Here is a 26410-nt window from a genome sequence, read left to right as displayed (position 1 = left end):
TACGGGCGCCGTCCGGGTCCCGGCGTCGCCGCGGTCGAAACGCCTCGTTGTGGCGACCGGTGTGGGCCGGTAGTACGAGCACCGCGCATTTGAGCCAAGATGGAGCCCGTGCCGCAACCGGATCCCGATCTGCTCATTGATTTCACCGACGTGACCATCCGACGCTCGGGTCACACCCTCGTCGGCCCGGTCACCTGGCAGGTCGAGCTCGACGAACGCTGGGTGGTCCTCGGACCCAACGGCGCGGGCAAGACCTCGCTGCTCCGCATGGCCGCCGCCGAAGTGCATCCGACCTCGGGCATCGCCCATCTCCTCGGTGAGGTGATCGGCAAAACCGATGTCAGCGAGCTACGTCCGCGCATCGGATTGTCCTCGGCCGCGGTGGCCAGCCGGATTCCGCGCGACGAGAAGGTCAGCGATCTGGTGGTCTCCGCGGGCTACGCGGTGCTCGGCCGCTGGCGCGAGCGCTACGACGATGTCGATACCGACCGCGCCATCGACATGCTGGAAAGCCTGGGCGCCGAACATCTTTCCGATCGCACCTACGGGACGCTGTCCGAGGGTGAGCGCAAGCGGGTCCTGATCGCCCGCGCGATGATGACCGATCCGGAACTGCTGCTGCTCGACGAGCCCGCCGCCGGTCTGGACCTGGGTGGCCGGGAGGAGTTGGTGGAACGCCTCGGCGACCTGGCCGCCGATCCGGATTCGCCCGCGATGGTTCTGGTGACCCACCATGTCGAGGAGATTCCGCCGGGGTTCACGCACGGCCTGCTGCTGAACGAGGGCTCGGTTGTCGCGCAGGGTTTGCTGCCCGATGTGCTCACTTCCGAGAATCTCAGCGAGGCGTTCCGGCAGTCGATCGCGCTCGATCGTGTCGACGGTCGCTACTTCGCGCGTCGCGCGCGTCGATTGGGTCGGCATCGGTCGCGCTAGCCGGTCGAGATGTTGGCAAACGGGACGACTGATTTCGGGAGCACATGGGTAACTCGTCGGGCACGCCCAGAAGATGATCGGCACGCCACCGCCGGTCGGCAACGTGACTGTTGGGGCACCTCCTCGTCCGCCGAAGGTTCGGGGAGGCGGAACCGGCGTTAGGGTGCAGTTGTGAGTGAGACGAACGCTGCCTCTGAGCCCGTACCGTCGCCCAAGGACGCGTCGACGGTGATGTTGGTGCGCGACGGCGCCGCCGGGCCCGAGGTATTCCTGCAGCGCCGGGTCGGCGCGATGGCCTTCGCCGCCGGCATGACGGTGTTCCCCGGCGGCGGTGTCGACCCGTCGGACGGCACCGCCGATATCGAGTGGGCCGGACCCGAACCCACGTGGTGGGCCCGGAAATTCGGCACTACCGAACCGCGGGCCAAGGCACTGGTCGCCGCCGCCGTGCGGGAAACCTTCGAGGAATGCGGTGTGCTGCTGGCCGGTCCGACCGCCGACACCGTCGTCTCCGATACCACCGGCTACCACGATGCCCGCGGCAGGCTGGAGCGACGCGAGGTATCCCTCGCGGCCTTCCTGGCCGAGGAGAAATTGGTGCTGCGCGCGGATCTGCTGCGGCCGTGGGCGAATTGGATCACCCCGGTGATCGAGCCCCGGCGCTATGACACCCGGTTCTTCGTCGCGGTGCTGCCGCAGGGGCAGCTGGCCGACGGCGCCACCTCGGAAGCGGCCGAGGTGCAGTGGCGCACCGCCGCGGAGGCGCTGGCGCGCTGGCGCGCTGGCACCGACATTCTGCTGCCGCCGACCTGGGCGCAGCTCGACGCCATCGGCGAATTCGGTTCCACCGCGGAAATTCTGGCCGTCGACAAGGTGATCGAACCGATTATGCCGGTGCTCGCCGCCACCAACGGGCAGCAGGTGCTCGCCTTCCCGGACAACCAGCGGTACTTCGCCGGTCTGCCGGATACCAGCAGGCTCAAGGGATCCGCGCGTCCGTGAGGCAGTAGGTTTCCTGCCATGGCCGAATTCGTCACCCTGGAGTTGCCCGAGGATCCCGCCGTGCGCGGCGTCGCCGTCCTCCGGATCGACCGCCCGCCGCTGAACCTGGTGAATGCGCAGGTCGTGCGGGAGGTGGCCCAGGCGGCCGCCGCCGTTGCCGCGCATCCCGGGGTCGCGGCGCTCGTCGTGTACGGCGACGAGCGGGTCTTCTCGGCCGGTGACGATCTCGCCGAACTCTCCGGTCTCACCCAGGACCAGGCCGACGCCATGGCCGCCGATATGCAGGCGGCACTGGGCTGCCTGGCCAAGGTGCCCCAGCCCACCGTCGCCGCGATCAGCGGCTACTGCCTCGGCAGCGGCCTGGAACTCGCCCTCGCCGCCGACCGTCGCATCATCGGCGACAACGTCAAACTCGGTCTGCCCCAGATCAAAGCGGGTCTCATCCCGCTCGCGGGCATTCGCCGACTGTCACTGCAGATCGGTCCCGGCCCCGCCAAGGATCTCGTCTACACCGGCCGCTTCGTCGCACCCGACGAGGCACTCGCCCTCGGCCTGGTCGACGAGGTCGTCGCCCCCGACGACGTCTACACCGCCGCCATGCGCTGGGCCGAGCAGTTCACCGACGGCCCAGCCCGCGCCCTCGCCGCCGCCAAAGCCGTCTTCGAAGCCGGCCCGCACGGCCTCGACCGCGCCCGCACCGAATGGACCGCGCTCTTCGCCACCGAGGACCGCCGCATCGGCACCGAGTCGTACCTTGCCGACGGCCCGGGTTCGGCCGCCTTCGTCGGGCGCTGACGGGCCGCGACGGGCTCTCTCTCCCGCATGGCTGGAGTGGTCGATGGGGTGGATGGGCACGTCTGGCGATCGTCCGGGGTCGGCTTCGTCCGGCGCTGATGGGGTCGCTCGCACTTGGCTGGAGCGGTCGATGGGGCCGATGGGTGCCGGGGCGTGTCTGGCCGGTGGTCCGGGTTTGGCTGCGTTCGTCGGGCTGATGGGCCCTGATGGGCTCGCTCGCGCATGGCCGGAGGGGCGATGGGCGCGAGTTGGCGTGTCTGTTGTGCGCTCAGGCGATCTGCCAGGCGGGTCGGACTGGTTCGACTGGTTCGATTGTGCTCTAGCCCGACCGGCGGGCGCGGCGGCATCGACACGCAGTCATATCCGGTCGGCCCGTTCGTTGTCGGCTGGGCGGCAGTCCAGTGCTCCGATCGGGTCGGGTGGGGATTGGTCGATTCGAGCGTCGCCGGGGACCATAAACAGGAACACGTTCCTGTGCGGCGGGGCGTGCGGCCTCCGTGGCGTTCGGTGATCACCAGTGCGGCTCGAGCCCCAGCTTGCCGACCGCATCCAAGGCGCGCGGCGGTGCGCGGATAGATCATCGGGCTGGTTCAGAACCAGAACGAGTCTCGGCAATGCGGGTGGCGACACGAAATCAAGCCGTACTCACCGGTCCGCTGAAGACGTGGGGCGGGGGGTTGGCTAGGCTTGCCCACCATGACGGTCCACCCCGATGACCCGGCGCCGAACCCGCATGCCACCGAGGCCGAGGTCGAAGCTGCGCTGAAGGATACGAAGCTCGCCCAGGTGCTCTACCACGACTGGGAAGCCGAGACCTATGACGACAAATGGTCGATTTCCTATGACGAGCGCTGTATCGACTATGCCCGCGGCCGGTTCGACGCCGCGGTCGGTCCCGCGCCGCTGCCGTACGAGCGCGCACTGGAACTCGGCTGTGGCACCGGCTTCTTCCTGCTGAACCTCATGCAGGGTGGCGTCGCGAAGTCCGGTTCGGTCACCGACCTCTCGCCGGGCATGGTGAAGGTCGCGCTGCGCAATGCCGAGAACCTGGGCCTCGATGTCGACGGCCGGGTCGCCGACGCCGAGACCATCCCGTACGAGGACGACACCTTCGACCTCGTCGTCGGACACGCGGTGCTGCACCACATCCCGGATGTGGAGTTGGCGCTCAAGGAGTGCCTGCGCGTGCTCAAGCCGGGCGGGCGTTTCGTCTTCGCCGGTGAACCGACCACCGCGGGCAACTTCTACGCCCGCTGGCTCGGCCGTATCACCTGGAAGGCCACCACCACCGTGACCAAGCTGCCCGCGCTGTCGGGGTGGCGGCGTCCGCAGGCCGAACTGGACGAATCCTCGCGCGCCGCGGCGCTGGAGGCGGTCGTCGACCTGCACACCTTCGATCCCAGCGAGCTCGAGGCGATGGCCCGCCGCGCGGGCGCCACCGAGGTCAAGGCGAGCACCGAGGAGTTCGCGGCGGCGCTGTGGGGCTGGCCGGTGCGCACCTTCGAGGCGGCCGTGCCGGACGAGAAGCTGACCATGGGCTACCGGATGGCGATGTACCGCGCGTGGCTGCGGCTGAGCTGGCTGGACGAGAACGTCATGCGCCGGGTGGTACCGCGTCAGTTCTTCTACAACGCCATGATCACCGGCGTGAAGCCGGGCGCCGCCGCCAAGTAGTGGGCTATTCCTTCAGCCGCGAGGACGTCGCCTTCCTCGCCAGCGCGGCGGGTAATGCCGCGCTGGCCGAGGTGGACCGGCTGGAGCTGATCCCGGCGACACACCTGCGCGATCTGGAGCGGGTGCGTCGCGAGTTCGGCGCGCGGTCGGGTGCGCTCATCGAAACCGTGCGCCTGCGCCGCCGCGCCGCGGCCAAGCTGGTCGACACCGGACAGTGGCTGTTCACCGATGACGCGTTGCAACAGGCGACCCCGACGCTGGTGGCGCGGCACCGCGCCGACCGGCTGTCGGGGCGCGCCGTGCACGACGTCACCTGCTCGATCGGTGCGGAACTCGTCGAGCTGACCCGCACCTGTCCCTCGGTGCTCGGCAGCGACCTCGACGACGTGCGTCTATCGATGGCCGCGCACAACCTCGCCGAATCGCCGAATGTCCTGCTGGCCAAGGCCGATGCCCTCACCCCGTGCAGCACCGGCACCGTCGTCATCGCCGATCCGGCCCGCCGCGCGGACGGCCGCCGCACGCACGACCCGGCCAAACTGCAACCCCCGCTGCCGGATCTGCTGGCCGCCTATCCCGGCCGCGACCTGGCGGTAAAGTGCGCTCCCGGACTGGATTTCGACCGCCTCGACTGGTCCGGCGAAATCGAGGTCGTCTCCCTCGACGGCGCGGTCCGCGAGGCCTGCCTGTGGTCCGCGGGTCTGTCCGAACCCGGGGTCACCCGCCGCGCCACCATCCTGTCCAGCCGCGCCGAAGCTGTCGCCTACACCGACGCCGACCCGGACGATATCCCCGACCGAGCCCCCGGCGAGTGGATCATCGACCCCGACGGCGCCATCGTGCGCGCGGGCCTGGTCCGCCACTACGGTGCCGCACACGGCCTCTGGCAACTGGATCCCCGCATCGCCTACCTCACCGGCGACACCGTCCCCGAGGGCGTGCGCGGCTTCCGCATCCTCGACCGCCTGGAGCTGCGCGAAAAGACCCTCCGCCGAGAACTGACCCGCCGCGACTGCGGTCCCCTCGAAATCCTCGTCCGCGGCATCGACATCGACCCCGACGCCCTCCGCAAACGCCTCAAACTCCGCGGCACCACTCCCTACACTCTCGTCATCACCCGCATAGCCCGCACCGCCGCCGCCTTCCTCTGCACCACCTGACAAATCGCTGTCGGGCGCAAAATTCGTTGTTTCGGCGCGGCGCCGGCTACTGCTCCGGTTTGAAGGTGAAGACCTCGCCGATGCGGGTGGCGAGGACGACCTCGCCCTTGGGGCCGACGGAGGTGCCGGTGGTGGTGCCCTTGGCATCCGGCAGGACGTCCGAGTCGACGGTGGCGCCGGTTTTGGTGTCGAAGGTGATGAGGTTGATCCCGTCGCCGATGGCGGCGGCGGTGTAGCCGGTGTCGCCCGCGGTCTGGACGGGGGTGCCGCGCAGGGTGAGATCCTTGCGCTCCCAGACGATCTCGGCGGCATCGCCCTTATCGCGCAGGGCGAGCAGATAGCCGTCGTCCCCGGCCGGGATGATCAGGCCGTCGCCGGAGACCGAAATGCCGCCGCGCGGAGCGAATTCCAGTGGCTGCACCCATTTGGTGCGACCGTCGGCGGCGTCGACCGCGATGAGGCGGCCGGTGTTGTCGCCCACGTACACGGTGTGACCGTCGGCGGACAGCGTCGGGCTGGTCGCGCTGCCCGCGCTGAGCATCTCCGCGCTCCACTCCTGCTGAATCTTGTTGTCGGCGTAGCGCAAAGCGACGAGCGCGGCGGTCGGCTTACCAGGCTTCCAGAGCGTCACGAAGAAGCGGCCACTCGACGGATCGATCGGCGAGATATTGGAGACCGGGCACTGTGGTCCGCCGGTGGTGCAGTCGTCGAGCCCCTGACCCGATGCGGGCCGGGTCAGATCCGGGTACTCGAGGTAGTCGGGCTCGCCGAGCAGCTGGGTGGTGGCGGCGACGCGCTCGCCGGTCTGGCGGCTCAGCACGTCCACCTGACCGGACTGGGTGATCGTCAGAATCCTCCCGTTGCTGGTGAACTGCGCCGAAACCGGCACGCCCGCAACGGGAGTGCGCCAGCGCGGCTGCCCGATGGAGTTGAACGCACTGAACCCGCTGTCGTCGCCGACGTAGACGTTGTTGCCGCTGTCGATAACCGGGGGCGCCGAGATCGCGCTCGGTCCGAGCGGATTGCAGAAACGCTTACGTCCGGTCGGCATCTGCAGCGAGAGAATGGCGCAGTTGTTCGGGGTCCGGGTGGTGACGAACATCTGCCCGTCCGGGCCGACCGTCACGGCCTGCTCGATCGGCCCGCCGACCGGTCGCGCCCAGCTCAACGACAGTTTGCGCGAGCCGGTGACCGGGCTCGAGCCACTGTTGCGGCCGTCGTGATGTGCGGCGGTCCAGCCCTTACCCGACCCGACGGTGATGTCGTCGACGTCGGTGCCGCAGCCCGTCAAGGCCAGCGCGCCGACCGCGGCCAGCGCCGCAGCGGCCCGCAGCCGGGACAAGGTCAGCCCGCGCGCCGGGTTCGCCACTACGCCGCCGCTTCGCACCTGCTGCACTCCTGTCGTCGTTGGCCGCTCGGACGAGACTAAAAGCGTGTCGACCCCCCGAGCACGCACCAGCTAGGTCGGGTTGCCCGCGTGGAGGTTCGCCGCCGCCGTCGGCGGCGCAGCAGTCACTGTACGGGAGGGCCGCCCGACGTTGTACGGGTCCCGGCCGTGTTTTACGAGGGGGATAAGCTCTATCGGTCGAGACCGGGCCGGGTCACGACCGAACAACCACGACAGGAGATGAGTTCGTGACGAGCATGTGGGGCGCACCGTTGCGCTCGCGGTGGCGCGGCTCGCGCCGCCGGGATCCGCAGCAGGCGCGATTTCTGACGCTGGCGTCGCTGCGCTGGGTGCTCGCGAACAAGGCGTACACGCCTTGGTATCTGGTGCGGTACTACCGGCTGTTCAAATTCAAGGCGGCCAACCCGCACATCGTGCTGCGCGGCATGGTCTTCCTCGGCAAGCGGGTCGAGATCCACGCGACCCCCGAACTGGGCCGGATGGAGATCGGCCGCTGGGTGCATATCGGCGACGGCAATGCCATTCGCTGCCACGAGGGTTCATTGCGCATCGGCGACAAGGTCGTCTTCGGCAAGGACAACGTGGTCAATACCTACCTCGATATCGAGATCGGCGAGTCCACCCTGGTGGCGGACTGGTGCTACATCTGCGATTTCGACCATCGCATGGATGACATCAATATGCCGATCAAGGATCAGGGCATCGTGAAGAGTCCGGTCCGCATCGGCCCGGACACCTGGATCGCCGCCAAGGTGACCGTGCTGCGCGACACCCGCATCGGCCGCGGCTGTGTGCTCGGCGCGCACGCGGTGGTCAAGGGTGAGATCCCGGACTACAGCATCGCCGTCGGCGCGCCCGCCAAGGTCGTCAAGAATCGCAAGGCGACCTGGGAGGCGGGTGCCGAGGAGCGCGCCAAATACATTGCCGCGCTGGAGGATATCGAACGCAAGAAGAACGGCGCCGCCCAATCGGCGTAAGCGCCGCCGCGCCGTGACCGAGCCCCGGGATTCCTATGGAACCGGGGCTCGTTGCGATCTCCGACGCCGAGAGTGCGCATCGGTGTCGGTGCGAGTCGGTACGGTCGGCGATATGAACAGGTACGCGGCGCTGTTGCGCGGGATCATGCCGACGAACCCCAATATGAAGGGGGAGAAGCTGCGCGGGGTGTTCGAGGGGCTCGGGTTCGAGAAGGTCGGCACGGTATTGGCCAGCGGCAATGTGGTGTTCCGCAGTGCGGACACCGACGTCGCGAAATTGGAAGCCCGCATCCAGGATGCGCTGAACAGCGAACTCGGGATCCCGGGCGGGACCATTGTCCGCACCCACCAGGAGCTGCGCGACCTGCTCGATACCGACCCGTTCCCGGGCCTGACCCACTGCCGCGAAACCTATCTCCTCGCGACCTTCCTCAAGCAGACGCCGCCCGACATCACCGATGACCTGCGGCAGCACGCCGAACCAGGTGTGCGCATCGTCGGCTACGACCGTGCCGCCCGAGCCGTCCTCTCGGTCATCGATAACTCCGAACCCCGCACCCCGAACTTCATGGCCTGGATGGAGAAGACCTACAGCAAGGACATCACCACCCGCACCTGGCTGACCGTCCAGAAGATCGTCAAGAAGCTGGAGTCCTGATTGCGACCCACCTTTCTCCACGCCGCGAAGAACAGCGCGAGAGTTCCCGCGCGGTGCGCTCCATACCCGGCGGCCGCGTCTTCCGCTTCTTGACGAGATCTTCGTTGCGCAGCCGGTGCGGCGCTGGCAAACGCGAAGAGTCCCAACGCCATTTGCGCTCAGTTCGATCGTCTCGCGACCGGGCGGGCGGCCGAGAATCTACTTCGGATCCCGCTCCGGCAGGGGGCGTTCGATAATTGTCGGGCGGCCGAGCGGGTTGCGGACGCGACGTTTGGCGGAGGAGTAGACGAGGGCGGTTTCGGCGGCGACCACGTCCCAGGCGAAGTCGGCGGTGAGGCGTTCGCGGGCGGCGTAGGCGCGGTCCTGGGTGGCGGCCGGGTCGTCGAGGGTGGCGCGGACGGCTTCGACGATGCCGTCGACATCCGCGGGTTCGAAGGATGCGCCGGTGACGCCGTCGATGACGGCTTCGCCCAGGCCCCCGGCGGTGGAAGTGACCAGGGGGGTGCCCGCGGCGGCGGCCTCGAGGGCGACGATGCCGAAGGGTTCGTAGCGACTGGGCAACACGATGGCGTCGGCGCCGTGCAGCCAGCCGAGCAGTTCCTCGTGACCGAGCTGACCCGCGAAGGTGACCGCCCGCGCGACCCGATGCACGCGGGCGCGCTCGCGCAGCCATTCGAACTGGGTGCCGATGCCCGCGATGGTCAGCGTGGTGCCGGGATGGGCGCGGCGGATGCGCGGCAGCGCGGCAATCGCGTCCTGCACACCCTTCTCGTATTCGAGCCGACCCACGTAGAGCAGCCGCGGCGGACCGGTGCGCGGTGCGCGCGGCCGAAAGGTCCACGCGCCTACGTCGATTCCGTTGCGGATCACCGTCATCGGAATGCGTTCCGGTCCGTAGAGCCGCTCGACCTCGTCCTGCATGGAGGTCGAACAGGTAATGAGTGCATCGGATTCGTTGGCCAGCCACCACTCGACCGAATGCACCTGCTTGTTGACCCGGCCCGAGACCCAGCCGCTGTGCCGCCCGGCCTCGGTGGCGTGGATGGTCGATACCAGCGGCACGTCGTAGTACTCGGCCAGTGCGATCGCCGGATGCGCGACCAGCCAGTCGTGCGCGTGCACGACATCGGGCGCCCAGCCGTCGCCGATGCCCGGCTTGCCGAGCGCGACACCGGCGCGCACCATCGCATGGCCCATGGCCAGCGTCCAGGCGAGCATGTCCTCGCCGAAGTCGAAGCACGGCGGATCCTCCGCGACCGCGACCACCAGCACGCCCTCGGCGATGAAGGAGTGGGTCGGGTGGGTCGAGGAGTCGGTGCCGGAGGGGCGGCGAGCGAGCACGACCACCTCGTGGCCGGCTGTCGCCAATTCAACCGCCAGGTGATGCACATGGCGGCCCAACCCACCGACCACCACCGGTGGGTACTCCCACGACACCATCAAGATCTTCATGAATGTCCTTCTCGAGCGGAGTCTCGGTCCGCGATCGCCAGCCGCCGTGCGTCCAAACTCGGGAAGAAGCCGTCGGCCGCCCCCCATCCTGCCGCCAACTGGTGTGCTTTGGCGACTTGGCCCGCCCCGACGGCGGCCGCGATTTCCCGCACGGCATGGGCGTGCCGGTGCGCGCGGTCGCGTGCGTAGCCCGCCGCGGAGTCCTTGCTGACCATGAATGCCCAGTCGCTGGAGACGGTGAGGATGGCCTCGCGCAGCAGCTGATCGGCAACCGGGTCGCGCAGGGCGACACCGCCGTCCGCGGCCCGCATCTTCTCGACTGTGTCGAGGGTGAGGCGGACGATATCGTCGTTCAGTTCCACCAGATCCTTGACCTGGTCACCGGCCCAGACCCGCCAGTCCTTGCCCGAGCCCCAGGATGAATCGGCCAGCGGCACCGGCTCGCCGACGAACCCCTGCGCGCGGGCATCGGCCAACGTCCCCACCGTGACGCCCGCTTCGGGCAGTGCGCGCAACACCTGAGCAAGCCATTGCGGCCCCTCATGCCACCAGTGCCCGAACAGTTCGGTATCGAAGGCGGCGACGACCAGGGCCGGGCGGCCGATCCGCGCGGATTCGCTGATCAGGCGCTCGCGCACGGTTCTTACGAAATCGTCGACGTCGCGGACCACGGCCGCGGCCGCCAATTCCGGGTCGTAGGGGGCCTTGTCCGGACCGGCCACCGTTTTGCCGGTGACGCGGGACGGCTTGAGCCCCGTCGCGTGGTCATAGTGATGAAAGTCACGGTAGGCGCTCTGGCCCGGATAGCCGGACTTGGGCGACCAAACCCGGTAGCTCACTTGCAGATCCCGCCCGAAGGCCACCACATCCGATTCGCGGACCGGGCGGCCGAGGGAGGTGTCGCCGCGCAGTGCGGGTCCGTCGACCATGAAATGCGTCACACCCGCGGCGGCGTAGCCGACCTCCATGCCGGGGGTGTAACCGCATTCGGGCGCCCAGATCCCGGTCGGGGTGTGGCCCCAGCGATGCCGGGCATCGGACAGGCCCTCGCTGAGCTGGAAGGCGCGCAATCGCGGATCGAGCAGCGGCTGGAACGGGTGCGCGAGCGGGCCGCCGAGCAGTTCGATGGCCTCGGCGTCGATGAGTTGACGCCACACGGGAGCCGCGCCGTGCCGCCAGTGCCGTTCGAATTCCGCGAGCGCCGCGGTGGCCAGCCGGTGCTCATGTCCGCCGAGCGCGATATTGCCCGCCGCTGCGGCCTCGTCGGCGCGCAGCTGCCAGTTGCCGAGCCAATGGTGCATGCCGGCAAGGCAATGCGGGTCGTCCAGCTGGGCGGCCAGCACCGGCGTGATGCCGAGGCTGAGCAGATGCGAACGACCTTCCGCGGCAAGGGTTCTCAGCACCTCGACGACCGGAAGGTAAGAGGCGGCCCAGGATTGGTACAGCCATTCCTCGCCGACCGGCCAGCGGCCGTGGTGGGCCAACCAGGGCAGATGGGAGTGCAGGACCAGTGTGAACTGGCCGGGAACTTCACTCACGGCTTCACCGCGATGGCGACCAGGTCGAGGCTCGCATCGATGTCCTCGGTGATCAGTGCGAAATCGTCGATGGTGACCGCGGCGACGTCGGCGGTCAGCTCGGCGGGCCACGGCTCACCGGCCAGCGCGCGCTCGATCTGGGCATCGATGAACGAGCCACCGTGCTTGGCGTCCAACGCTTTCAGGGTCGGGCCGTGGTGCACACCGGTCATCAGCGTGACCCGGAAACCCGCCTCGACAAGCAGTTCGGTGAGTTCGTCGGCATTGAGTTCCCGGGTGTGGAACGGGTTGAGCGGGGTATCGCGGCCGGGGGAGAAGGTGATCCGGTTGGGCGTGCTGATCAGCAGTTCGCCGCCGGGGCGCAGCACCCGCAGGCATTCCCGAATGAACTGGCCCTGGTCCCAAAGGTGTTCGATCACTTGGAAATTCACCACTACATCGACCGACTCGGCCTCCAGCGGCAGTGCGGCGAGGTTGCCCTGGATCATCTCCACGCGCGGGTAGCGCGCGCGCACGTGCGCGACCGCGCTGGTGTCGTAGTCCAGGCCGATCACCTTGGTGGCGACATCGGCGATCATGTTCGCGCCGTATCCCTCACCGGAACCGGCTTCCAGTACCGTCTTTCCCGCGCAGCGCTCGAGCAGGCGCGCGTAGACGATCTCGTGCCGACGGAACCAGTAGTTCTCCTCGGCGATGCCGGGTACGGTCCGCTCGCCGGTCAGCGGCAACGGCTCCACTGCCGACTCGGGAGTAATGCCCGGGGTGGTGCCCACTGCGGCAGGGATCACAGCCTCGCTCATCGCTCCGACGTTACTGGTACGACGGCCGCACATTATCGCCAGGACCACCGTTGTGAGAGAGAAGCGACTAAGTTACCCACGAGTAACTTAACGTAGGGTAGTGTCACGCCCTGAGCTACAAACAAGGACGTACGGCGCAGCTCGTGCGACCACCACACACGTGTAACCAGAACAGGAGGTCGACGAAGACCGATGCCGAACATCGTCGTACTCATCAAGCAGGTTCCCGACACCTGGTCCGAGCGCAAGCTGACCGACGGTGACTTCACCCTCGATCGCGAAGCCGCCGACGCCGTCCTCGACGAGATCAACGAGCGCGCCGTCGAAGAAGCGCTGCTGATCAAGGAGGCACAGGGCGGCGAGGTCACCGTGCTGGCCGCCGGTCCGGACCGTGCCACCGAGGCCATCCGCAAGGCGCTGTCCATGGGCGCCGACAAGGCCATCCACATCAACGATCCGGCGATCCACGGCTCCGACGCCGTGCAGACCGCCTGGGTGCTGGCCAGCGCGCTGGGCCAGGTCGAGGGTGTCGAGCTGGTCATCGCGGGCAACGAGGCCACCGATGGTCGCGCCGGTGCGGTCCCCGCGATCATCGCCGAGTACCTGGGCCTGCCGCAGCTGACCCACCTGCGCAAGCTGACCGTCGACGGCGACAAGATCACCGGTGAGCGGGAGACCGACGAGGGCGTGTTCAAGCTGGAGGCCACCCTCCCGGCCATCGTCAGCGTCACCGAGAAGATCAACGAGCCGCGCTTCCCCTCCTTCAAGGGCATCATGGCCGCCAAGAAGAAGGAAGTGCAGACCTTCACGCTGGCCGACCTGGGTGTCGACCCGTCGACCGTCGGTGTCGCCAACTCGGGCACCGCCGTCACCGCGGCCACCCCGAAGCCCCCGCGCACCGCGGGCGAGAAGATCGCGGACGAGGGCGACGGCGGCACCAAGATCGCCGCGTACCTGGTCGGTCAGAAGATCATCTGATCCCGCCCGAGACTGCTTAGGAGAGAACACAAATGGCAGAAGTACTTGTGCTCGTCGAGCACGCCGACGGTGCGATCAAGAAGGTCAGCACCGAACTGCTCACCGCCGCGAGCGCGCTGGGTGAGCCCGCCGCCGTCGTGACCGGTCCGGCCGGCACCGGCGAGAAGCTGGCCGACGCGCTGGCCGCCGCGGGCGCCGCGAAGATCTACATCGCCGAATCCGACGATGTCGAGAACTTCCTGGTGACCCCGAAGGTCGACGTGCTCGCCGGTCTGGTCGAGTCGGTTTCCCCGGCCGCCGTGATCGTCGCCGCCACCGCCGAGGGCAAGGAGGTGTCGGGCCGCCTCGCCGCACGCATCGGCTCCGGCCTGCTCGTCGACGTGATCGACGTCAAGTCCGACGGCTCGGTCGTGCACTCGATCTTCGGTGGCGCGTTCACCGTCGACGCCAAGGCCACCGGCGACGTGCCGGTGATCTCGGTGCGCCCGGGCGCCGTCGAGGCCACGGCCGCGGCCGGTGCGGGCGAGAAGGTGACCGTCGAGGTGCCCGCGCAGGAAGAGGGCGTCGTGAAGGTGACCTCCCGTGAGCCGGTCGTCGGTGGCGATCGTCCGGAGCTCACCGAGGCGAGCATCGTCGTCTCCGGTGGTCGCGGTGTCGGTTCCGCCGACAACTTCGCGGTCGTCGAGGCGCTGGCCGACTCGCTCGGTGCCGCCGTCGGCGCTTCGCGTGCCGCCGTCGACTCGGGCTACTACCCGGGCCAGTTCCAGGTCGGTCAGACCGGTAAGACGGTCTCCCCGCAGCTCTACATCGCCCTCGGCATCTCCGGCGCCATCCAGCACCGCGCCGGCATGCAGACCTCGAAGACCATCGTCGCGGTCAACAAGGACGAAGAGGCCCCGATCTTCGAGATCGCGGACTACGGCATCGTCGGCGACCTGTTCAACGTCGCCCCGCAGCTGACCGAAGCCGTGAAGGCGCACAAGGGCTGAGTTCCCGCGCTTTTCGAGTGGCCCCGGCCGGTAACGGCCGGGGCCACCGCTGTTTTCGGGCCTATCGCTGCGCCATGCCCCTGCCCCACGTCGAGCGTCCTAACCCGCCTGAGTACATGACTTGGGAGGAATCGGAGCGCCTGCCCGGCGAGATCGCGGAACAGATCGGAACTCTGGGAGGCACGTGTGATGCGGGCCCGCCGCGTCCCCGGCAACCATCAGACATCTCGTGCTGCACCCCCGTCCCCCCGGGGCTCACCGTAACGTCCGCGCGGCCGACACCATGCTGGTCAGCCGATCAGGTGGAACTGGTGGCGGCGTCGGCCGAGAAGCCCCCGCCACTAGTTCCACGTGATCACTTGTCCAGTAGCGCATCTCGGATGGAGGGCAGCGGCCGGGGGCGAGCGCGGAGGAGGGAGGTGTCCCGCTGATCGGCATCCGTGCGGTTCTCTCAGGGCGGGGATTCGCTGATGGGTGGGATAACCTGCGGATATGGCTGTTCCTACGACTCGGATGCTGGTGCTCGCGGTGGTGCGGCTGTTGCAGCCGGTGCATGGTTATGACGTTCGGCGCGAGTTGTTGTCGTGGCGTGCCGATGATTGGGCGAATGTGAAGCCCGGATCGGTGTATGGGGCGCTGAATACGCTGCAGCGCGAGAAGCTCATCGAGGTGGAGGGTGTCGGGCATAAGGGGGCGCGCCCGGAGCGGACGACCTATCGGCTGACCAAGGAGGGGGAGAAGGTTTTCGGCGATATGGTGCGCGAGGCGGTGTGGAGCTCCGAGCAGCCGAAGAACCCGTATTTCGCGGCGGTGTCGCTGCTGCCGCATCTGCCGCGCGAGGAGGTCGTCGCGGCGATGCGCGCGCGCATTCTGAAATTCGAATCGGATCTGGTCTTCCTGGAGCGTGAGGAGCAGCGGATTCTCGCGGGCAGCGGCAATCCGTCCGAGACCGAACCGCACCATGTCGCCGATGCCATGCGCTTGGCCGCCGATCACGTCCGGGCGGATCTGACCTGGACGCGTAAGACCCTGGAGCGCATCGAGAACGGTGAGCTGGATGTGTGGACGAACTGGTCGCGGGTGGACGGTGGGCCGATGACCGTCAAATGACGCCCCCGGCCGTTGATCAAGTCTGAATAGTAAAGCTTGACTATTTGGTCGGTCGTTCCTACCGTTGTTCAGGTGGAAACGATCGACTCCGTTCGCGATCGCACCCGCACCTCGGTCGTCCGGGTGCGCGGGTTGGCGCGGACGTTTGAAACCAAAAGCGGCCCCGTCCAAGCGGTCACGGGCGTCGACTTCGATGTGTACGACGGTGAGATCCTGGGACTGCTCGGTCCCAATGGCGCGGGTAAGACCACGACGCTGCGGATGCTCAGCACACTCATTGCCCCGACCGCGGGCGAGGCCGTGATCTCCGGCGCGGAGCTACAGGCCGAGCAGCGGACCGTGCGTTCGCGCATCGGCTACGTCGCCCAGGGCGGAATGACCAATGACGATGCCCTGGTCATCGACGAATTGGTGCTGCAGGCAAGGCTTTTCGGTTTGAGCAAGGCGCAGGCCACGCGCAACGCGGAAGAGCTGCTGGTGGCACTGGACCTGGACGGGCTCGGTCAGCGCAAATGCAAGCAGCTATCCGGTGGCCAGCGCCGCCGCGTGGATATCGCACTCGGACTGGTGCACGGACCGAACCTGATCTACCTCGACGAGCCGACCAGCGGGCTCGATCCGCAGAGCCGGGCGAATCTGTGGGAACACATCCGGCGCCTGCGCGAGCGGGGAACCACGGTCGTGCTCACCACCCACTACCTGGACGAGGCCGACGCGCTGTGCGACCGTCTGCTGATCATGGACCACGGCGGCATCGTCGCCGAAGGCTCGCCGGATGAACTCAAGCGGCGCATCTCCGGCGATATCGTGAGCTTCGAAATCGATGACCGCCATGCCGATCTCGCGCTCCAGATCGCGAAGTCGGTGCTGCAGGTGCGCTCACTGGTGCGCTCGGAGGATCCGGGCGCGGATCGGATCGGCGCGACCCTGGTGCATCTCACCGTGGACCGTGGCGATACCGCGGTCGTCCCCTTATTGCGTGCCATGGACGAGCGCGGTCTCGTGCCGGGTGCGCTCACTGTCAAACGTCCCAGCCTCGACGATGTCTTCCTGACCATTACGGGGCGTTCGCTGCGGGAGGCGAGTCATTCATGAGATTCATGCGCGAGACCGGACTGATCTTCTGGTCCCAGTTGCGGGCCAATCTGCGAAATCCGGTGTGGGTCTTGATCGGTCTGTCACAGCCGGTGCTGTATCTGGTCCTGTTCGGGCCGCTGGTCAAGGGGATCGCGCCGTCGCTGGGGACGGATTCCGACCCATGGGAACTGCTCACACCCGCCCTGGTCATCCAGACCGGACTCTTCGGCGCGATCTACGTCGGATTCGGCATCGTGGCGGAGTTGCGAGCGGGCGTGGTCGAACGACAGCGGGTCACTCCGGCGAGCCGGGGCGCGTTGCTGACGGGGCGCGTGCTCAAGGACATGGTCGTGCTGGTCGTGCAGGCGCTGGTGCTCGTTGGAGTCGCCATGGCGGCCTTCGGAGTTCGGCCGAATCCGCTCGGACTGGTGCTGTCGGTGCTGCTGATCGCGGTGATGGCCGCCGGTTTGGCCGCGGCGTCCTATGCGCTCGGGTTGTGGGCCAAGTCCGAGGATGTGCTCGCCTCGATGCTCAATAGCCTCGCGGTGCCGCTGATGCTGCTGTCGGGCATCCTGCTGCCGCTGAGCGTCGGGCCGAGCTGGTTGCGCACCATCGGCAAGGTGAATCCGTTCTCGCACACCGTCGATGCGGCAAGGGCGCTGTTCCGCGGTGACTTCGGTGCCTCCGAGGTGTACCTCGGGACCGGACTCACGCTGGCGGTCGCGGCGGTGGCAATGTGGATCGGCGCACGCGGCTTCACCCGTGAGAACGCCTGACCCGCGGGCGGATCGACCGGCAGGCGCACGAGATCTGCTGCCGCGCTGGGCGGCAGCGGATCTCAGCGGCGGTGCAGGCCGGAGAGCAGTGTGGTCAGGATCGGGGAGCGGCGGGCGTCGCTGCGCAATACCGCCGAGACGGGAATGCGTAGCCGGTGTTCGGCGAGTCGCAGCACCACCAGGCCCTCGGTCGGGCTGTCGGCGTAGAGCACGGTCCAGGCATCGGGCCGGTTGATCAGCTCCATGGTCGCGGTGTGGTCCGGCGGAATCGGGGGACCGAAGGTGGGGCCAGCGGCCAGATCGGCGAAGGCGGCGCGAATCACGGTGTGCAACAGGACCTGTTCCTGCTCGGGCGGGAGCAGCAGGGGGTAGGGGCTCAGATCCGCGAGCGTCACCTGCTCCCGGATGGCCAGCGGATGGGCGGCCGAGGTGGCGATGACGAGATCCTCGACCCACAGCTTCTCCACGGCCAGGCCCGGCTCGTCGACGCTGCCGCGGATGAGCGCGAGATCGCAGTCGCCGTCGGCCACCGCGGTGATCCGCTGACGGAACGGTTTGATGACGAATTCGATCTCGGCGTCCGGATGGGCGGCGCGCGCGCCGGCGATCGCGGACAGGGATCGGGTCGCGAAGGACATATTGGCGGCCAGCCGGATCCGGTGACCGGAGGTGCGCACGGTCGCGCGGATGGCCGATTCCAGGCTCAGCATCTGTTTAGCCAGCGGAAGTAGCCGCATGGTCGCGTCGGTCGGCACGACGGCCCTGGTCGAACGCTCGAAGAGGGCTACACCGAGGTCGCGTTCCAGCCGGGCGATCTGATGGCTGATCGCCGATTGCGAAATGTAACAGCGGGCCGCGGCCCTGCTGAAACTCAGCTCCTCGCATACCGCGACGAAGTAGGCGAGCTGGCGAAGCTCCACGTCATCCTCGATTCATGAGCAATCCAGATAAGAGTCATCTCTATTATGCGCCTGAACACCTGAAATATCTGCGGTTCGAATGACGGTTGGTAATGAGAGAAGGAGGCTGTCATGGAAGACGCAGATGTTGTCATCATTGGATCGGGATTCGGGGGGCTTGCCGCCGCAAAGCAGCTGGCCAAGTCGGGTATGAAGTTCGTTCTGATCTCGAGCACCCCGGAGCATCTGTTCCAGCCATTGCTCTATCAGGTCGCGACAGGTGTGCTGGCCTCCGACGAGATCGCGCCGCCGATCGCCTCGGTGCTGCGCAGGCATAGGGAGGCCGACGTCCGGCTCGGCAAGGTGGTAGCCATCGATGCCGACAATGCGGTGATCACCTACGAGAACGAGGGCGAGCGCACGCAGATCCGGTACGGCTCGCTGATCGCCGCCACCGGCGCGTCGCAGTCCTACTTCGGTCGCGACGATTTCGCCGATAAGACTTTCTCGCTCAAGACCATCGACGATGCAAAGCTGTTGCGCGCGCAGATCGAGCGCGTCTTCACCGAGGCCGCCGGCGCGGACGAGGAGACCCGCAGGCGGCTGCTGAGCTTCGTGGTGGTGGGTGCGGGCGCGACCGGTGTCGAGGTCGCCGGCCAGCTGAAGGAACTCGCGAAACGGCATTACCACCAAGAGGTTTCGGTGACGCTGGTCGAGGGAGCGGGCGAGGTGCTGCCGCCCTTCGGTGGCGGGCTGTCGGAGTACGCGAAGGGATCGCTCACCAAGAGCGGTGTGGAGGTGCTGCTGGGCACCTTCGTGACCGATATCGAGCTCGGCAAGGTGACCGTCAAGGGTAAGGACGGCGTCGAGCGCCGCATCGCCGCCGAAACCGTCGTATGGTCGGCCGGTGTGCAGGCGGGCGGGTTCGCGAAACTCCTGGCCGAGGCCACCGGCTGCGAAACCGACCGGGCCGGAAGGCTTTTGATCAATCCGGATCTGACCGTCGGCGGGCACGCCGATATCTACGCCATCGGCGATATGACCTCGCTCAACGGCTACCCGGGACAATCGCCGGTCGCCATGCAGGAGGGCAGGCACGCCGCCGACATCATCCGCCGCAAGAAGCTGCCCGGCACCCCGTTCAAGTACTGGGACAAGGGCAGCATGGCGGTGATCAGCCGGTTCAGCGCGGTGGTGAAGCTCAATGAGCACATCACCTTCCGCGGTGTGATCGCGTGGACCATGTGGCTCGCGGTGCACCTGCTGTATCTGGTCGGTTTCCGCAATCGCTTCGCCGCGGTGGCCTCGTGGCTGGTCGCGTTCATCGGCACCGGTCGTCCCGGTTTCGACGAGGTGGATTCGACGCGGGAACCCGTGCGCCTGCCCGAACGCAATGCCGCTTGAACTATCTCGAAAAGGGCGCCGATCAGGCAAAAGGCAGCGATAGCGCGGCAGCGGCGGGAACGCGACGCGACGGTTCGGTGAACGCTCGGTGTGATCAGCACCTCGTTCACCGAACCGGCATCGAGGCGACACTTCGAGGTTGCTCCGGCGCTGTTTCGGACTGGCTTCATCACGGATATGACTATTTCGTCCGTGTTGACAGCCCCGGCTCGACCGACGGACTCCGGGGCGGAACGGTCTCGGTATTCGCTGGTCGTTTCCTCCGATGCGGAGCACCGGCTGGCCGCCCAGCGGCTGCGCTACGGCGTCTTCGCCACTGAGCCCGGCTTCCAGATCCCCGACAACGGAACCGGTCTCGACGCGGACCGGTTCGACGAGCATTGCGATCACCTGCTGGTCCGCGACGACCGGACCGAGGAGTTCGTCGGCTGCTACCGAATGCTGCCGCCGGACAAGGTGAATGCGGCGGGCGGCTACTACACCGCCACCGAATTCGATCTGAACCAACTGGATCCGGCGGGCAACCGGATCGTGGAGATGGGCCGCGCGTGCGTCGTGCCAGACCACCGCAACGGCTCGGTGCTGACCCTCATGTGGGCGGGCATCCTGCACTACATCCAGCTCACCGGATACGAGTGGGTGATGGGCTGCGTCTCGGTGCCGATGCAGGACACGCCCGCCGATCCGGCCGGGGTGAACGTGCGCGGCGTGCGCGACATGCTGCTCGGTCGTCACGGATCCGATCCCGAGCGGCGGGTGCACCCCTACCGCCCGGTGATCGTCGATGGACTGACGCTGGAGGAGATGACTCCGCCCGCGCGCCCGAAGTTGCCGCCGCTGCTGCGTGGCTACCTGCGCCTGGGCGCGGAGATCTGCGGCGAACCGGCGCACGATCCCGATTTCGCGGTCGCCGACTTCGTCGCCCTGCTCGGCCTGGACACCATCAACACCCGCTACCTCAACCGACTACAAGACGCCGCCAATGCACTCGACGGGGGACGGTGAGCCAGATGGTGTTCGACGCGCCGCCCGCACAGAGCACCGCGCACGCGTGGATGCCGTCGAGCCCGTGTGGGCCCGGCTGCATCGATCCGGTCGATGAGATCGGTACCGCACGGGTGGTCGGCCGTCTGCTCGGCGTGGCCGGGCTGTTGGTCAGCTTTCCCGTCGTCAATATCGTGACGCCGCGTGGTCGGCGCGAGCAGTTGCAGCGGCGTTATGCGCGAACTGTGCTGGGCTGTCTGGGGATTCGGTTGCGGGTTGTCGACAACCGAGTCGGGCAGTCCTCGGCTGACGCGCGTTTCGCCGATCCGGGCGAAGGACGGCTGATCGTGGCCGGGCATATCGGCTGGACCGATGTCGTCGTCATGGCCGCCGTGCAGCCGCTCGGCTTCGTGGCCCGCGCCGATATGGTCGATTGGCCGCTGCTCGGTGGGCTGGCCAAATTGATGCGGGTCATTCCGATCGAGCGGGAACGGCTGCGCGAATTGCCCGGTGTGGTGGCGCGTCTCGGCGAACGGCTGGCGGCGGGGGACCGGGTCGCGGTCTTCCCCGAGGGCACTACGTGGTGCGGCCGCGCCTATGGCACCATGCGGCCCGCGCTCTTCCAGGCGGCGGTGGACACCGGAACCTCGGTGCAGCCGGTGCGTCTGCGGTATCTGGACGCGCACGACACCCAGTCGACCATTCCCGGATTCGTCGGCGACGACAGCTTCGGCACCTCGGCGAAGCGGGTCCTGCGCTCGCGTGGCATGGTCGCCGAGGTGGTGCTCGAGCCGGTGGAGTATCCCGGACTCGATCGTCGTGATCTGGCCCGCCGCTGTGAACAGGCGGTGCGCGGCACCGATCTGTCGCGCCACGGTGTCATCGAGGCATCGGAGTGGATCGAGGCGACGGCCACCCGGGTGCAGGATCCGGAGTCGGCCGAGGCGCAGTCGCAACGGCCGTCGCGGCGGTTGCGCCCCTTCCGGCGCAGGGGCTCCGGTCACCAGGTTTCGGCAGTGTCGACAGACTGATCCCGGGCACGGTCACGGGGCCGGTTGGGCGACTGCCCGGCCGGCCTCCGCCATTTCCGCACACCGACCGAGCTGGTCCGCAGTGGCTGCGGGATTGCTGGCCGGGTCACACTCGGGTCGGGTACGTTGACCCAAGGCGAGTACGTGAACGGCGCCGCCCCCATCTGGGCGGATTCGTTGCGCGATCGAACTCGGCGGACGATCGGCGGGCACCTTCTCGGAGGGAGCGGCGCTATGGATCTCAATACGATCACCGATATCGTTCGGCGACCTTCCGACCGACCGGGCGCGGCCTGGCGTGCGGGCGACGCGTGGCTGGCCGGGGGAACGTGGTTGTTCTCGACCGAGCAGCCGGATCTGCGCCGTCTCATCGATCTCACCGCACTCGGCTGGGAACCCCTGGCGCCGAGCGCCGAGGGCTTGGCGATCGGCGCGACGTGCACCATCCGCGAGCTGAATGCCTTTGCGCCGCCGACTGACTGGCCCGCGGCCGCGCTGTTCACCACGTGCTGCGAGGCGTTTCTGTCCTCGTTCAAGGTATGGAACACCGCGACGGTGGGCGGAAATATCTGTATGTCGCTGCCCGCGGGCCCGATGATCACGCTGACGGTCGCGCTCGAAGCCACCTACACCGTATGGGCCGCCGACGGATCCGAACGCACCGTCGATGCCGCCGACTTCGTCATCGGCGACCGGCGCAACATCCTCGCCCCCGGTGAGATCCTGCGGCGCATCGACATCCCGGTCGCCGCGCTGCGCAAGCGGTACGCGCATCGGCGCTTCAGCCTGACTCGGCTCGGCCGCTCGACGCTGTTCATCATCGCCACCCAGTCGCCGGGGGCCACGGACCTGCTGTTGACCATCACCGCGGGCACCACCCGTCCAGTGCGCCTGGCATTCGACCGCATGCCCGACGCCGAGGCGCTGCGCGAGCGCATCGACGCCATACCCGAAGACCTGTGGTTCAGCGATCCGAACGGCACGCCCGACCACCGGCACCACCTGGCCGCGCACTTCGCCGAGGAGATCCGCGTCGAGCTCACCGAGGGCAGTCGGCCATGACGTACACGGTGAACGGAAATGCGTTCGAAGACGAACCGAATCCGGGTCAATGCCTGCGCACGTTCCTACGCTCGCTGGGCTTCCACGGTGTGAAGAAGGGGTGCGACGCGGGCGATTGCGGCGCCTGCACGGTGTGGCTGGACGGCGATCCCGTGCACAGCTGCATCACGCCCGCATTCCGTGCCGACGGGCGCGCGGTCACCACGATCGAGGGCCTCGGTTCGCCCGAGGACATGCACCCGATGCAGCGTCAGTTCCGCGACGCGCCCGGCTTCCAGTGCGGCTTCTGCACCGCGGGCATGATCATGACCACGGTGGCGCTCACCGACGCCCAGAAGCAAGACCTGCCGCGCGCGCTGAAGGGCAACCTCTGCCGCTGCACGGGCTACCGCGCGATCGAAGACGCGGTGCACGGTGTCGCCGAAATCGAGGACGCCAGGCCGGGCCGGGTAATCGGCACCAGCGTCGGCACTCCGGCGGGCGCCGAGGTGGTGACCGGTCGCGCCGAATTCACCATGGACACCGCGATGGACGGCATGTTGCAGCTGAAGGTGCTGCGTTCTCCGCACGCCCATGCCCGCATCGTGTCGATCGATAAGACCGCGGCACTCGCGGTTCCCGGTGTGCAGCGTGTCTACACCTGGGAAGACGTGCCGCGCAAGCGGTTCACGACCGCGATCCACACCGATCACCTCGTCGATCCCAGCGACACCTACATCCTCGACGACGTCGTGCGCTTCGTCGGTCAACGCGTGGTCGCGGTGCTGGCCGACACCGTCGGGGCGGCGGAGGAGGGCTGCCGCAAGGTGATCGTCGAGTACGAGGTGCTGCCCGCGGTCTTCGACCCGGAAGCGGCGATGGCCGACGGCGCTCCCCAATTGCACGGCTCGCACGACCCGTTCATGCGCGATCCCGAGCACAACATCCTGCTCGCGATCCACGGGCACGTCGGTGATGTCGATGCGGGATTCGCCGAGGCCGATGTGATCCACGAGGGCACGTATTCCTCGCCGCGCGTGCAGCACGCGCATCTCGAGACGCACGGATCGATCGCGTGGATGGAGGACGGTCGCCTGAACGTACGCACCAGCTCGCAGTCGCCGTCCATCGCCAAGGGCAAGCTCGGCTATCTCTTCGACCTGCGTCCCGATCAGCTGCGCGTGTTCTGCAAGCGGGTCGGCGGCGCGTTCGGCGGCAAGCAGGAGGTCATCACCGAGGATCTGGTCGCCCTGGCCACTTTGGATACCGGGCGGACGGTCTGTTTCGAGTTCACTCGCGAAGAGGAGTTCACGACGGCCTCACCGCGGCATCCGATGTCGCTGACGGTCAAGCTCGGCGCACGGGCCGATGGCACGCTCACCGCGATCCAGGTCCGCAATGTGTCGAATACCGGCGCCTACGGCAACCACGGCGGCGAGACCCTGTTCGCCGGTGGGGCCGCTATCGCGATCTACCGCTGCCCCAATAAGAAGTTCGACGCGTATTCGGTCTACACGAACACCGTGCCCAGCGGCGCGCTGCGCGGCTACGGCATGACCCAGCCCGCATTCGCGATGGAGTCCGCCATGCACGAGCTGGCGGTCGCGCTCGATATGGATCCGCTCGAGCTGCGGCGGCGCAATATCGTGCGTCCGGGTGATGGTCTCGTCGCATTCGACGACGGCCCGGACGATGTCATGTTCGGCGAGGACGGCCTCAGCCGCTGCATCGATCTCGTCGATGACGCGCTGCGGCGCAACGCCGCCGAGCCAGCACCGGGAGTCGAGTGGCTCATCGGCACCGGCACCGCCAGCTCGCTCCACGAGACCGCACCCCCGACCGACCACCTTTCCGAAGCCTGGCTGACCCTCGGTGACGATGCCAGCTACGAGCTCGCGGTCGGCACCGTCGAATTCGGCGAGGGCACCCCGACCGCACACGTGCAGATCGCGGCCGACCGGCTCGGTACCACGCCGTCACGGGTGCGCCTCGTGCAATCCGATACCGACCGAACGGGTTTCGATACCGGCGCGTTCGCCAGCGCGGGTCTGTTCGTCGCGGGAAACGCGGTGCTGCGGGCGGCCGAGGCCCTGCGCGACCGCATGCTGGCGCTGGCGGCCGCACATGCGCGGGTCGATGTCGCCTCGTGTGCGTTGGACGACACCGGAGTCATCTGCGGCGACCGCCACTTATCGCTGACGGAACTGGTCGAGGTGGCGCGCCGACGCGGCATCCGATTGACGGAGTCGCGCAAGGCCTTCGGGTCGCCGCGCAGCGTCGTCTTCAATGCCCACGGGTTCCGGATCGCCGTGCATCCGATGACGGGTGAGATCCGCATCCTCTACAGCGTGCACGCCACCGACGCCGGAGTCCTCATCAACCCGGCGCAGGTGCGTGGCCAGATCGAGGGCGGCGTCGCGCAGGCCATCGGCTTCGCGCTGACCGAGAATTTCCACGTCGACGCGAACGGCGTCATGGTCAACCCGAACCTGCGCAACTACCGCATCCCGACATACGCCGATATTCCCCGCACCGAGGTACTGACGGTCGACTCCGCCGATTCCGTCGGGGCGATGCACTCGAAAGGCATTGCGGAGTGCTGCGTCAACCCGGTGGCCCCCGCGCTGGCCAACGCGCTGGAGAACGCGACGGGCATCCGATACCGCGTGCTGCCGCTCACGCCCGAGCGCATCTATCGGCGGCTCGCCGCCGCAGCGGTTCCGGCGCGACCCAGGCCGTGAGGAGACTGCGATGGGAGCCGGAAAACTCACCGAGAACGCGGCGACGGTCATCATCGGCCAGAAGGTGCGCGCTGGTTTCGAGAAAGCCTTCAAGGCCTGGCAGGAGGACCTGAACGACGCGGCCTCGGGCTATCCAGGATTCCTCGGCGCCGAGATCGCCGCCCCCACCGCTGTGCAGCCCGAATGGATCGTGGTCTACCGCTTCGACTCCGTCGGCCATCTGCGGGACTGGATAAACAGCGCCACCCGTCAGGAATTCCTGGACAGCGGACAGCTCTACTTCGACGGCCCGGCCACCCAGCAGGTCATCAGCGGCGGCACGCGACCCGCGGATCCCCTCGTGACGGTCGTCGTCACCCATCGGGTGGCTCCCGACAGCGTCCCGGATTTCCTTGCGTGGCAAGCCGATCTGAGCCGGGAGGAGGCGAAATTCGAAGGCTTCCGCGGCACCGAGCTCTTCCGCCCCATCGAGGGTGTTCAGGACGAGTGGACGGCGCTGTACCGCTTCGACACCGCGGCGAATCTGGCCACCTGGCTCACCTCGAAGCGGCGCCGAGAGCTCTTGGCCGAGGGCGAGAAGTTCAGCGACTTCGAGTTGCGCACCATCGACAACTCGTTCGGCAGCTGGTTCGCCTTCGACGAGAAGGGCCACGAGACCTCCGCCCCGTCGGATACCAAGACCGCCATCGCGGTATGGGTGGGCCTCTACCCGACCGTCGTGCTGCTCACCCTGGCCCTGTCACCCTTGAAGATGCCGCTCTGGCTGGGGTTGCTGATCGGCAACCTGCTGTCGAGTTTCGCGATGAGTTTCTTCACGATGCCGTACTACGTGAACCGGCTGCTGCGGCGGTGGCTGCGCCCGCCTCCGGATGCACCGGCAGCGAAGACGAACCTCGAGGGCCTCGCCATCGTCGCCGCCGTCATGCTGGCCTGGGTGGTCATCTTCTACGTGGCGATGACCAAGCTCTGGACGTTGCCCTGAC

23 protein-coding genes are annotated in these 26410 nt (G+C 67.8%); 18 read left to right on the top strand and 5 right to left on the bottom strand.

The window, feature by feature from the left end:
- The first annotated feature begins 99 nt into the window (after window positions 1-99).
- The 5 genes from ACHQ4I_RS11665 to ACHQ4I_RS11645 all read left to right on the top strand — a co-directional run bounded on the left by ACHQ4I_RS11665 (window position 100) and on the right by ACHQ4I_RS11645 (window position 5564).
- The gene (locus ACHQ4I_RS11665; protein ID WP_420771718.1) at window positions 100-933 is read left to right on the top strand and encodes an ABC transporter ATP-binding protein; all 834 of its coding nucleotides are present in this window, start codon (window positions 100-102) and stop codon (window positions 931-933) included.
- Between the two features lie 231 nt (window positions 934-1164).
- Entirely contained in the window at window positions 1165-1935 is a 771-nt protein-coding gene (locus tag ACHQ4I_RS11660) for an NUDIX hydrolase (protein WP_420772655.1), read from the top strand.
- 18 nt (window positions 1936-1953) lie between these two features.
- Window positions 1954-2730: an enoyl-CoA hydratase-related protein gene (locus ACHQ4I_RS11655; RefSeq protein ID WP_420771717.1), complete on the top strand. Its 777-nt coding sequence runs from the start codon at window positions 1954-1956 to the stop codon at window positions 2728-2730.
- 696 nt (window positions 2731-3426) lie between these two features.
- Complete coding sequence (locus tag ACHQ4I_RS11650) at window positions 3427-4404, top strand: class I SAM-dependent methyltransferase (protein WP_420771716.1); 978 nt, start codon at window positions 3427-3429, stop codon at window positions 4402-4404.
- Complete coding sequence (locus ACHQ4I_RS11645) at window positions 4404-5564, top strand: class I SAM-dependent methyltransferase (RefSeq protein ID WP_420771715.1); 1161 nt, start codon at window positions 4404-4406, stop codon at window positions 5562-5564. Before ACHQ4I_RS11650 ends, ACHQ4I_RS11645 begins: the two co-directional genes overlap by 1 nt.
- 46 nt (window positions 5565-5610) lie before the next feature.
- Here ACHQ4I_RS11645 and ACHQ4I_RS11640 read toward each other — a convergent pair whose 3' ends face one another.
- Window positions 5611-6951 carry an outer membrane protein assembly factor BamB family protein gene (locus tag ACHQ4I_RS11640; protein WP_420771714.1) on the bottom strand — a complete coding sequence of 447 codons (1341 nt, stop codon included), beginning with the start codon at window positions 6949-6951 and terminating at the stop codon, window positions 5611-5613.
- Between the two features lie 248 nt (window positions 6952-7199).
- On the opposite strand from ACHQ4I_RS11640, the gene ACHQ4I_RS11635 reads away from it, so the two are divergent.
- Entirely contained in the window at window positions 7200-7949 is a 750-nt protein-coding gene (locus ACHQ4I_RS11635; protein ID WP_420771713.1) for an acyltransferase, read from the top strand.
- A gap of 112 nt (window positions 7950-8061) precedes the next feature.
- Window positions 8062-8607, top strand: a complete 546-nt coding sequence (locus ACHQ4I_RS11630) for a DUF1697 domain-containing protein (protein ID WP_420771712.1) — start codon at window positions 8062-8064, stop codon at window positions 8605-8607.
- 198 nt (window positions 8608-8805) lie between these two features.
- On the opposite strand, the gene ACHQ4I_RS11625 is transcribed toward ACHQ4I_RS11630, so the two are convergent.
- Genes ACHQ4I_RS11625 through ACHQ4I_RS11615 form a run of 3 tightly spaced genes read right to left on the bottom strand, consistent with a single transcriptional unit; the run spans window position 8806 to window position 12397 of the window.
- Window positions 8806-10059: a glycosyltransferase family 4 protein gene (locus tag ACHQ4I_RS11625; RefSeq protein ID WP_420771711.1), complete on the bottom strand. Its 1254-nt coding sequence runs from the start codon at window positions 10057-10059 to the stop codon at window positions 8806-8808.
- Window positions 10056-11597: a 1,4-alpha-glucan branching protein domain-containing protein gene (locus ACHQ4I_RS11620; RefSeq protein WP_420771710.1), complete on the bottom strand. Its 1542-nt coding sequence runs from the start codon at window positions 11595-11597 to the stop codon at window positions 10056-10058. The genes ACHQ4I_RS11625 and ACHQ4I_RS11620 overlap by 4 nt, the downstream gene beginning before the upstream one ends.
- On the bottom strand, window positions 11594-12397 hold the full coding sequence (locus ACHQ4I_RS11615; RefSeq protein ID WP_420771709.1) for a class I SAM-dependent methyltransferase: 804 nt from the start codon (window positions 12395-12397) through the stop codon (window positions 11594-11596). The genes ACHQ4I_RS11620 and ACHQ4I_RS11615 overlap by 4 nt, the downstream gene beginning before the upstream one ends.
- A 192-nt stretch (window positions 12398-12589) precedes the next feature.
- Here ACHQ4I_RS11615 and ACHQ4I_RS11610 point away from each other — a divergent pair, with 192 nt between their 5' ends.
- The 5 genes from ACHQ4I_RS11610 (at window position 12590) to ACHQ4I_RS11590 (ending at window position 17327) form a co-directional block, all read left to right on the top strand.
- Complete coding sequence (locus tag ACHQ4I_RS11610) at window positions 12590-13375, top strand: electron transfer flavoprotein subunit beta/FixA family protein (RefSeq protein ID WP_357468209.1); 786 nt, start codon at window positions 12590-12592, stop codon at window positions 13373-13375.
- 32 nt (window positions 13376-13407) lie between these two features.
- The gene (locus ACHQ4I_RS11605; RefSeq protein ID WP_420771708.1) at window positions 13408-14364 is read left to right on the top strand and encodes an electron transfer flavoprotein subunit alpha/FixB family protein; all 957 of its coding nucleotides are present in this window, start codon (window positions 13408-13410) and stop codon (window positions 14362-14364) included.
- 492 nt (window positions 14365-14856) lie between these two features.
- A complete protein-coding gene (locus tag ACHQ4I_RS11600) occupies window positions 14857-15474 on the top strand; it encodes a PadR family transcriptional regulator (RefSeq protein ID WP_420771707.1) in 618 nt (205 codons plus the stop codon).
- Window positions 15475-15546: 72 nt separating this feature from the next.
- A complete protein-coding gene (locus ACHQ4I_RS11595) occupies window positions 15547-16569 on the top strand; it encodes an ABC transporter ATP-binding protein (RefSeq protein WP_420771706.1) in 1023 nt (340 codons plus the stop codon).
- Window positions 16566-17327: an ABC transporter permease gene (locus tag ACHQ4I_RS11590; RefSeq protein WP_420771705.1), complete on the top strand. Its 762-nt coding sequence runs from the start codon at window positions 16566-16568 to the stop codon at window positions 17325-17327. Before ACHQ4I_RS11595 ends, ACHQ4I_RS11590 begins: the two co-directional genes overlap by 4 nt.
- Window positions 17328-17389: 62 nt before the next feature.
- On the opposite strand, the gene ACHQ4I_RS11585 is transcribed toward ACHQ4I_RS11590, so the two are convergent.
- The gene (locus tag ACHQ4I_RS11585) at window positions 17390-18247 is read right to left on the bottom strand and encodes a LysR family transcriptional regulator (RefSeq protein WP_420771704.1); all 858 of its coding nucleotides are present in this window, start codon (window positions 18245-18247) and stop codon (window positions 17390-17392) included.
- Window positions 18248-18358: 111 nt separating this feature from the next.
- Here ACHQ4I_RS11585 and ACHQ4I_RS11580 point away from each other — a divergent pair, with 111 nt between their 5' ends.
- From ACHQ4I_RS11580 to ACHQ4I_RS11555, 6 genes are all read left to right on the top strand, one after another.
- Entirely contained in the window at window positions 18359-19630 is a 1272-nt protein-coding gene (locus ACHQ4I_RS11580) for an NAD(P)/FAD-dependent oxidoreductase (RefSeq protein ID WP_420771703.1), read from the top strand.
- A gap of 177 nt (window positions 19631-19807) precedes the next feature.
- The gene (locus tag ACHQ4I_RS11575) at window positions 19808-20635 is read left to right on the top strand and encodes a GNAT family N-acetyltransferase (protein ID WP_420771702.1); all 828 of its coding nucleotides are present in this window, start codon (window positions 19808-19810) and stop codon (window positions 20633-20635) included.
- On the top strand, window positions 20632-21645 hold the full coding sequence (locus tag ACHQ4I_RS11570; RefSeq protein ID WP_420771701.1) for a lysophospholipid acyltransferase family protein: 1014 nt from the start codon (window positions 20632-20634) through the stop codon (window positions 21643-21645). The genes ACHQ4I_RS11575 and ACHQ4I_RS11570 overlap by 4 nt, the downstream gene beginning before the upstream one ends.
- 234 nt (window positions 21646-21879) lie before the next feature.
- Window positions 21880-22707 carry an FAD binding domain-containing protein gene (locus tag ACHQ4I_RS11565; RefSeq protein ID WP_420771700.1) on the top strand — a complete coding sequence of 276 codons (828 nt, stop codon included), beginning with the start codon at window positions 21880-21882 and terminating at the stop codon, window positions 22705-22707.
- The gene (locus tag ACHQ4I_RS11560) at window positions 22704-25427 is read left to right on the top strand and encodes a molybdopterin-dependent oxidoreductase (protein ID WP_420771699.1); all 2724 of its coding nucleotides are present in this window, start codon (window positions 22704-22706) and stop codon (window positions 25425-25427) included. Before ACHQ4I_RS11565 ends, ACHQ4I_RS11560 begins: the two co-directional genes overlap by 4 nt.
- Window positions 25428-25437: 10 nt before the next feature.
- Complete coding sequence (locus tag ACHQ4I_RS11555) at window positions 25438-26409, top strand: antibiotic biosynthesis monooxygenase (RefSeq protein WP_420771698.1); 972 nt, start codon at window positions 25438-25440, stop codon at window positions 26407-26409.
- The last annotated feature ends 1 nt before the right edge of the window (window position 26410 follow it).

The sequence above is a fragment of the Nocardia nepalensis genome, from assembly GCF_048910785.1.
Classification (GTDB): Bacteria; Actinomycetota; Actinomycetes; order Mycobacteriales; family Mycobacteriaceae; genus Nocardia; species Nocardia nepalensis.
This window is presented reverse-complemented; position numbering and strand designations above follow the sequence as displayed.

Coding starts and splice junctions, on each gene's coding strand:
- ACHQ4I_RS11555 (WP_420771698.1), top strand. CDS start 25,438: ATGGGAGCCGGAAAACTCACCGAGAACGCGGCGACGGTCATCATCGGC.
- ACHQ4I_RS11660 (WP_420772655.1), top strand. CDS start 1,165: ATGTTGGTGCGCGACGGCGCCGCCGGGCCCGAGGTATTCCTGCAGCGC.
- ACHQ4I_RS11625 (WP_420771711.1), bottom strand. CDS start 10,059: ATGAAGATCTTGATGGTGTCGTGGGAGTACCCACCGGTGGTGGTCGGT.
- ACHQ4I_RS11655 (WP_420771717.1), top strand. CDS start 1,954: ATGGCCGAATTCGTCACCCTGGAGTTGCCCGAGGATCCCGCCGTGCGC.
- ACHQ4I_RS11580 (WP_420771703.1), top strand. CDS start 18,359: ATGGAAGACGCAGATGTTGTCATCATTGGATCGGGATTCGGGGGGCTT.
- ACHQ4I_RS11565 (WP_420771700.1), top strand. CDS start 21,880: ATGGATCTCAATACGATCACCGATATCGTTCGGCGACCTTCCGACCGA.
- ACHQ4I_RS11650 (WP_420771716.1), top strand. CDS start 3,427: ATGACGGTCCACCCCGATGACCCGGCGCCGAACCCGCATGCCACCGAG.
- ACHQ4I_RS11560 (WP_420771699.1), top strand. CDS start 22,704: ATGACGTACACGGTGAACGGAAATGCGTTCGAAGACGAACCGAATCCG.
- ACHQ4I_RS11665 (WP_420771718.1), top strand. CDS start 100: ATGGAGCCCGTGCCGCAACCGGATCCCGATCTGCTCATTGATTTCACC.
- ACHQ4I_RS11615 (WP_420771709.1), bottom strand. CDS start 12,397: ATGAGCGAGGCTGTGATCCCTGCCGCAGTGGGCACCACCCCGGGCATT.
- ACHQ4I_RS11610 (WP_357468209.1), top strand. CDS start 12,590: ATGCCGAACATCGTCGTACTCATCAAGCAGGTTCCCGACACCTGGTCC.
- ACHQ4I_RS11630 (WP_420771712.1), top strand. CDS start 8,062: ATGAACAGGTACGCGGCGCTGTTGCGCGGGATCATGCCGACGAACCCC.
- ACHQ4I_RS11605 (WP_420771708.1), top strand. CDS start 13,408: ATGGCAGAAGTACTTGTGCTCGTCGAGCACGCCGACGGTGCGATCAAG.
- ACHQ4I_RS11590 (WP_420771705.1), top strand. CDS start 16,566: ATGAGATTCATGCGCGAGACCGGACTGATCTTCTGGTCCCAGTTGCGG.
- ACHQ4I_RS11600 (WP_420771707.1), top strand. CDS start 14,857: ATGGCTGTTCCTACGACTCGGATGCTGGTGCTCGCGGTGGTGCGGCTG.
- ACHQ4I_RS11575 (WP_420771702.1), top strand. CDS start 19,808: ATGACTATTTCGTCCGTGTTGACAGCCCCGGCTCGACCGACGGACTCC.